Genomic DNA, 6,670 nt, shown 5'->3' on the forward strand with positions numbered 1-6,670 from the left:
CGGGCAAGCGCGCTCCTACACTGGTTGCTGCGCGACAACGGAGCGTCGAAGGCGGGGTGGGTTTTCCACAACATCCATCACTGCACCAAATGCTGCACCCGAACCCGGTCACCCGCGAAACTGGCATCCACCTGCTTACGCGAGTCCTGATACCGAACAATTTCAGCCTTCAGGTTACTTTGATCATCGCGCAGGCCGTTCATTTGATCGATCAGCGTTTGCGGCACGACACGCCCCGCTCGTTCCTGGTCGGCAGCCTGGCTTTGCAGGTTGCTTTGCTGAGTGCTGAGGTTTTGTAGATTGCCTTGCGCTACCGCGACCAACGCGTCCAATTCCGCCAGCTTGCGGGCTTTGGCGCGGTCGACGTCGGCGACGCTGCTGTATAGATGCAACAACTGCGCATCCGAGTCGGCCTGGGCCTTTTCGACCCGCTGGCGTTGAAGCTCATCTGCAGTCGCCGCAGGCGGAACAACTTGCATCACCCGCCCACGCTCATTAAGTACTTGATAGCCCTTGCCTACGTACTCTGGAGGCACGCCCTGACGATCAAGGACAACGCCGCCCCGGCTGTCGACATAGCGATAGAATAAAATCTGAGGCTTGTCCTCTGCGTGTGCAGGAACCATGTACCACGCTAGAACCAGTCCGACAGCGCTCAGTTTGAGCATAAAGGCAGTGTCCTCAAATTCCGTACTGCGCCCGATACGCCTCGACCGCTGGCAAATGTTGTTTCAGTTGTACGTCATCGGCCAGATATTGCAGAACTTGATTCAACGATACGATGCTGACGACGGGAATGCCGAAGTCGCGTTCGACTTCCTGGATCGCTGACAGCGCACCATTGCCGCGCTCTTGGCGATTTAATGCAATCAACACACCGGCCGCCGTAGCGTTCTGGTCTTTGATTATCTGCATGACTTCGCGAATCGCAGTACCGGCAGTGATCACATCATCGATGATCAGCACGTTACCGGTGAGTGGAGCACCAACCAGGCTTCCGCCTTCGCCGTGTGCCTTGGCTTCTTTGCGGTTAAAACACCAAGGCAGATCTAGCTGGTGTTGTTCGGCCAACGCCACGGCAGTTGCGGCCGCCAAGGGAATGCCCTTGTACGCTGGGCCGAACAAAACATCGAACGAAATACCGCTCTCGACCACCGCCGACGCGTAGAAGCGACCTAACTGTGCCAAGGCAGAACCGGTGTTAAACAAGCCAGCATTGAAGAAATACGGACTGATGCGACCGGACTTGAGAGTGAACTCACCGAAGCGCAAAACCCCACGATCAATGGCAAAACGGATGAAGTCGCGCTGATACTCATGCATGAAAAAAAGCCCCAAATACCACGGATTTAGCTAATTAGGTAGAGCTCGGGTATCATACACGCACGTGATTTTTGGGGCCATTTATGCGGATCATCAGTGTGAACGTAAATGGCATTCAGGCCGCAGTCGAGCGTGGTTTGCTCAGTTGGCTGCAAGCTCAGAATGCCGACGTCATCTGTCTACAGGACACCCGCGCCTCCGCCTTTGAACTGGACGACCCAGCCTTCCAACTGGATGGCTATTTCCTTTATGCCTGCGAAGCTGAAGTCCCTGCCCAAGGTGGCGTGGCGCTTTATTCGCGGTTGCAGCCGAAAGCGGTAATCAGCGGCCTCGGCTTCGAAACAGCCGACCGTTACGGGCGTTACCTGCAAGCAGATTTCGACAAAGTCAGTATTGCGACCTTGCTGCTTCCTTCGGGAATGAACGGCGACGAAGACTTGAATCAAAAATTCAAGCTTATGGACGACTTCGCGCGGTATTTGGATAAACAGCGGCGCAAACGCCGTGAGTACATCTACTGCGGCTCCTTGTACGTTGCGCAACAGAAACTTGATATCAAGAACTGGCGCGACAGCCAGCAATCTCCGGGCTTCCTGGCGCCAGAACGCGCCTGGATGGACGAGATTGTCGGCACCATGGGTTATGTTGATGCGTTGCGTGAAGTCAGTCGTGAAGGCGATCAGTACAGCTGGTGGCCGGATAACGAACAGGCTGAAATGCTCAATCTCGGTTGGCGTTTCGATTACCAGTTGCTGACCCCAGGCCTGCGCCGCTTTGTACGCAGCGCGCGCCTACCTCGTCAGCCGCGCTTCTCGCAGCATGCTCCATTGATCGTGGATTACGACTGGACGTTGACCATCTAACGTCCCGCCGCCCACAAAAAAGCCGACTTCGCGTCGGCTTTTTTGTGGCTGTCTGTAGGAGTTGTGCTGCCTATCAGTCAGCCAGTGCTGCCAGCTGCAGTTCGAACAGCTCGGTCATGCCTTTGTTCGCCAATGCGAGCATCGCGTTCAGCTCTTCAGGCTGGAACGGCGCGCCCTCAGCCGTGCCCTGGACTTCTATGAAGCCGCCAGTGCTAGTCATCACGACGTTGAGGTCAGTCTCAGCGGCGGAATCTTCCAGATAATCGAGGTCGAGTACTGGTTCGCCTTGGTACATACCCACCGAGACAGCTGCAATCATCTGCTTGAGCGGGTCGCCGCCTTTGAGGCCGCCGCGCTTTTTGATGACTTTCAACGCATCGACCAGCGCAACCATGGCGCCGGTAATAGATGCGGTACGGGTGCCGCCGTCAGCTTGAATAACATCGCAGTCGACAGACAGCGTGACGTCGCCAAGTTTGGACATGTCCAGCGCTGCACGCAGGGAGCGACCAATCAGACGCTGGATTTCCAGGGTGCGTCCGCCTTGCTTGCCACGGCTCGCTTCACGCTGGTTGCGTTCGCCAGTAGCGCGCGGCAGCATGCCGTATTCGGCCGTCAACCAACCTTGGCCCTGACCTTTAAGGAAACGCGGCACACCGTTTTCGACGCTGACTGTGCAGATCACTTTGGTGTCACCGAACTCGACCAGTACAGAGCCCTCGGCGTGCTTGGTGTAGTTGCGGGTGATGCGGATCGAGCGGAGCTGATCGGCAGCGCGGCCACTTGGACGTTTCATTAGAAATACCTGTACTGAGACGGAAAACTGCCAAGCATTATAGTGATCACAACCCGGCGTGGGCACCTCTAAAACGCTGCCGGTCAGATTCTCACGGCCAAAAGAGGCAGAATTGGCGCTCAGCAGCATAATGTCGCATTGCCCATTTGGGAGCATCCCCTGCACTGCGCTACAATCCCGCGCCTTTGAAGCCTGTCGACTATTGATGACACTTACTGGGGCAAATCACCGCCCACGATAGGATTCTTTCGCCCAAACCAAGAGGTATCTCCCATGGTGCACAGCATGACGGCCTTTGCCCGAGTCGAAAGGGCTGGGATTCAGGGCACCCTGAGTTGGGAATTACGCTCAGTCAATCACCGTTATCTGGAGCCGCACCTGCGCTTGCCAGAATCGTTTCGTGATCTTGAAAGCGCCGTCCGCGAAGCTCTACGCCAGGGCTTGTCGCGGGGCAAGGTCGAATGCACCTTGCGCTTCACCGAGGAAACCGCAGGCAAGCCGCTGCAAGTAGACCGCGAGCGCGCCGCCCAACTGGTGGCCGCCGCTGAAATCATCGCCAGCTTGATCAAGCAACCGGCGCCGCTGAATCCACTCGAAGTCCTGGCTTGGCCTGGCGTTCTGGTCGCTGACGCGAGCGACCCCCAAGCTCTGAATAACGACGCACTGGCTTTGTTCAACGAAGCGTTGACCGAGCTTAAAGCCGGTCGCGGCCGTGAAGGGGCAGACTTGGCCAAACTTCTCGACGAACGGTTAGTGTCCATTAACGAAGAGGTGGCGACCCTGCGTGTGTTAGTGCCGCAGATGCTCGCGACGCAACGGCAAAAAGTAATGGATCGCTTCGCCGACATGAAGGCCGAGCTTGATCCGCAACGCCTTGAGCAAGAGATGGTGCTGCTTGCGCAGAAGAGCGATGTCGCCGAAGAACTGGACCGCCTTGCCACCCATGTTTCCGAAGTACGCCGCGTCTTGAAGGCCGGTGGACAAGCAGGCCGGCGCTTGGATTTCCTGATGCAGGAACTCAATCGCGAAGCCAATACATTAGGCTCCAAAGCCTTCGACCCGCGCAGTACTCAAGCGGCGGTCAACCTCAAAGTGTTGATCGAGCAGATGCGTGAACAAGTGCAGAATATTGAGTAAGGCACCCGACATGACCCACAGTACCGGCACCCTTTATATCGTCTCTGCACCCTCGGGCGCAGGCAAGACCAGTTTGGTAAAAGCCCTGATTGACGCTCAGCCGCAGATCCGCGTTTCGGTCTCACACACCACGCGCGCCATGCGTCCCGGCGAAATCAACGATGTGAACTATCACTTCGTAGACCGCGCCGAGTTCGTGCGTATGATCGAGCACGGCGACTTTCTTGAGCAGGCTGAAGTCTTCGGCAATCTGTACGGCACGTCGCAAAGTCGCCTGCAGCAAACCCTTGATGAAGGCCACGACCTGATCCTCGAAATCGACTGGCAAGGCGCCGAGCAGGTGCGCAAATTGATGCCCGACGCGCGCTCGATTTTCATTTTGCCGCCAACCCAGCAAGCGTTGCGTCAGCGCCTGACCAACCGTGGCCAGGATAGCGACGAGATCATCGAAGGACGCATGCGTGAAGCTGTCAGCGAGATGAGTCACTACGTGGAATACGACTTCATCGTGATCAACGATGACTTCGCCACTGCCCTTGAAGACCTCAAAGCGATCTTCCGCGCCAACCAACTGCACCAGAAACCGCAACAGCAGCGTTTTAGTAATTTGCTCGCCCAGTTGTTGGCTTAGGGCCACCAAACAGACAAGCTGCAAGCTTCAAACTGGCGTCGTTTTGAGCGCTTTTTCTTGCAGCTTGACGCTTAAAACTTACCGCTGATGAAATCTCCCCTTCCCTAAACGCTGGTGTTTTTTTAAACTCTCTAGTTCGCTCGCCCATCCGGGCATCGCGCATACTGCATTTGCTACGAGGAATACCCATGGCCCGCGTGACCGTTGAAGACTGCCTAGACCACGTCGTTAACCGCTTTGAACTGGTCATGCTCTCTACCAAGCGTGCCCGTCAACTGGCCACCGGTGGTAAAGAACCTAAGCTGGCTTGGGAAAACGACAAGCCTACCGTTATGGCACTGCGCGAAATCGCTGCCGGCCTGATGAGTTACGCTGTTATTGCCGAAGCTGAAATCGTTGAAGATGAGCCATTGTTCGCGGCCTTCGAGGACGAGTCCAACGAGGCCGTCTAAGCTTATGCCTGGTCGACGTAGTACGGCGCAGGGTAAAAGCCTTCGGCAAGGAGTATTCACTTGCCGAGCATAGACGCCCTCGCCGATCGTCTGTCGACCTACCTCGGTAAAGACCAGGTCAACCTGGTCCGCCGAGCGTATTTCTACGCCGAACAAGCCCACGATGGCCAACGCCGCCGCAGTGGCGAAGCCTACGTTACGCACCCTTTAGCGGTCGCGAATATTCTTGCCGACATGCATATGGACCATCAAAGCCTGATGGCAGCCATGCTGCATGACGTGATCGAAGACACTGGTATTGCCAAAGAAGCGCTGTGTGCGCAGTTCGGCGAAACCGTGGCCGAACTAGTCGACGGGGTCAGCAAGCTGACCCAGATGAACTTCGAAACCAAAGCCGAAGCCCAAGCCGAAAACTTCCAGAAAATGGCCATGGCCATGGCCCGAGACATTCGGGTGATTCTGGTCAAGCTGGCTGACCGGCTACACAACATGCGCACACTGGAAGTCTTGTCTGGTGAAAAACGCCGACGGATTGCCAAAGAAACCTTGGAAATCTATGCACCCATTGCTAACCGCCTGGGTATGCACAGCATCCGCATCGAATTTGAAGACCTCGGTTTCAAGGCCATGTACCCCATGCGCTCGTCGCGCATCGGTCAGGCGGTAAAGCGCGCACGGGGAAACCGCAAAGAGCTGGTCAACAAGATCGAGGAGTCCCTGAGCCATTGCTTGGCCGTGGACGGTATCGAAGGCGAAGTCAGTGGCCGACAGAAACATCTGTACGGCATCTACAAGAAGATGCGCGGCAAACGCCGGGCCTTCAACGAAATCATGGACGTTTACGCGTTCCGCATCATCGTCGACAAGGTCGACACCTGCTATCGCGTGCTGGGTGCTGTGCATAATTTGTACAAACCACTGCCCGGTCGCTTCAAGGATTACATCGCAATCCCCAAGGCCAACGGCTACCAATCGTTGCACACCACCCTCTTCGGTATGCATGGCGTGCCCATCGAGATCCAGATTCGCACCCGCGAGATGGAAGAAATGGCGAATAACGGGATTGCAGCGCACTGGCTATACAAATCCAGTGGCGATGAACAGACAAAAGGCACACATGCCCGCGCGCGTCAGTGGGTTAAAGGCGTGCTGGAAATGCAACAGCGTGCAGGCAACTCGCTGGAGTTCATCGAAAGCGTGAAGATCGACCTGTTCCCGGACGAGGTCTATGTGTTCACGCCCAAAGGCCGGATCATGGAGCTGCCCAAAGGCTCAACGGCGGTGGATTTTGCTTACGCCGTACACACTGATGTCGGCAACAGCTGCATTGCCTGTCGGATCAATCGTCGCCTGGCACCGCTCTCCGAGCCGTTGCAAAGTGGCTCGACGGTTGAAATCGTCAGCGCTCCCGGCGCACGACCAAACCCGGCCTGGCTAAACTTTGTCGTCACCGGCAAAGCCCGTACCC

At 56.4% G+C, this 6,670-nt stretch carries 8 protein-coding genes; 5 read left to right on the forward strand and 3 right to left on the reverse strand.

Features of this window, described 5'->3' with window-relative positions:
• Nucleotides 1-77: 77 nt before the first annotated feature.
• Both M0974_RS20800 and pyrE read right to left on the reverse strand, forming a co-directional pair.
• Nucleotides 78-668 carry a DUF4124 domain-containing protein gene (locus M0974_RS20800; RefSeq protein ID WP_297841071.1) on the reverse strand — a complete coding sequence of 197 codons (591 nt, stop codon included), beginning with the start codon at nucleotides 666-668 and terminating at the stop codon, nucleotides 78-80.
• A gap of 13 nt (nucleotides 669-681) precedes the next feature.
• A complete protein-coding gene (gene pyrE, locus M0974_RS20805; RefSeq protein WP_297841073.1) occupies nucleotides 682-1,323 on the reverse strand; it encodes an orotate phosphoribosyltransferase in 642 nt (213 codons plus the stop codon).
• Nucleotides 1,324-1,406: 83 nt separating this feature from the next.
• Here pyrE and M0974_RS20810 point away from each other — a divergent pair, with 83 nt between their 5' ends.
• Nucleotides 1,407-2,186, forward strand: a complete 780-nt coding sequence (locus M0974_RS20810; protein WP_219063057.1) for an exodeoxyribonuclease III — start codon at nucleotides 1,407-1,409, stop codon at nucleotides 2,184-2,186.
• Between the two features lie 73 nt (nucleotides 2,187-2,259).
• Here M0974_RS20810 and rph read toward each other — a convergent pair whose 3' ends face one another.
• Entirely contained in the window at nucleotides 2,260-2,982 is a 723-nt protein-coding gene (gene rph, locus M0974_RS20815) for a ribonuclease PH (protein WP_297841076.1), read from the reverse strand.
• 273 nt (nucleotides 2,983-3,255) lie between these two features.
• Between rph and M0974_RS20820 the strand changes: the two genes are divergently transcribed.
• The 4 genes from M0974_RS20820 to M0974_RS20835 form a co-directional block, all read left to right on the forward strand.
• Nucleotides 3,256-4,119, forward strand: coding sequence for a YicC/YloC family endoribonuclease (locus M0974_RS20820; protein WP_297841080.1), 864 nt, complete (start codon nucleotides 3,256-3,258; stop codon nucleotides 4,117-4,119).
• Between the two features lie 10 nt (nucleotides 4,120-4,129).
• A complete protein-coding gene (gmk, locus tag M0974_RS20825) occupies nucleotides 4,130-4,750 on the forward strand; it encodes a guanylate kinase (protein ID WP_297841083.1) in 621 nt (206 codons plus the stop codon).
• 188 nt (nucleotides 4,751-4,938) lie between these two features.
• Nucleotides 4,939-5,202 (forward strand): DNA-directed RNA polymerase subunit omega, encoded by a 264-nt coding sequence (rpoZ, locus tag M0974_RS20830; RefSeq protein WP_297841085.1) that lies wholly within the window; start codon nucleotides 4,939-4,941, stop codon nucleotides 5,200-5,202.
• 60 nt (nucleotides 5,203-5,262) lie between these two features.
• Nucleotides 5,263-6,670, forward strand: a 1,408-nt coding sequence (locus M0974_RS20835) for a RelA/SpoT family protein (protein WP_297841088.1), incomplete at its 3' end; no start/stop codon positions are given.

The sequence above is a fragment of the Pseudomonas sp. genome (genome assembly GCF_026224925.1).
In the GTDB taxonomy this organism is placed as follows: Bacteria; Pseudomonadota; Gammaproteobacteria; order Pseudomonadales; family Pseudomonadaceae; genus Aquipseudomonas.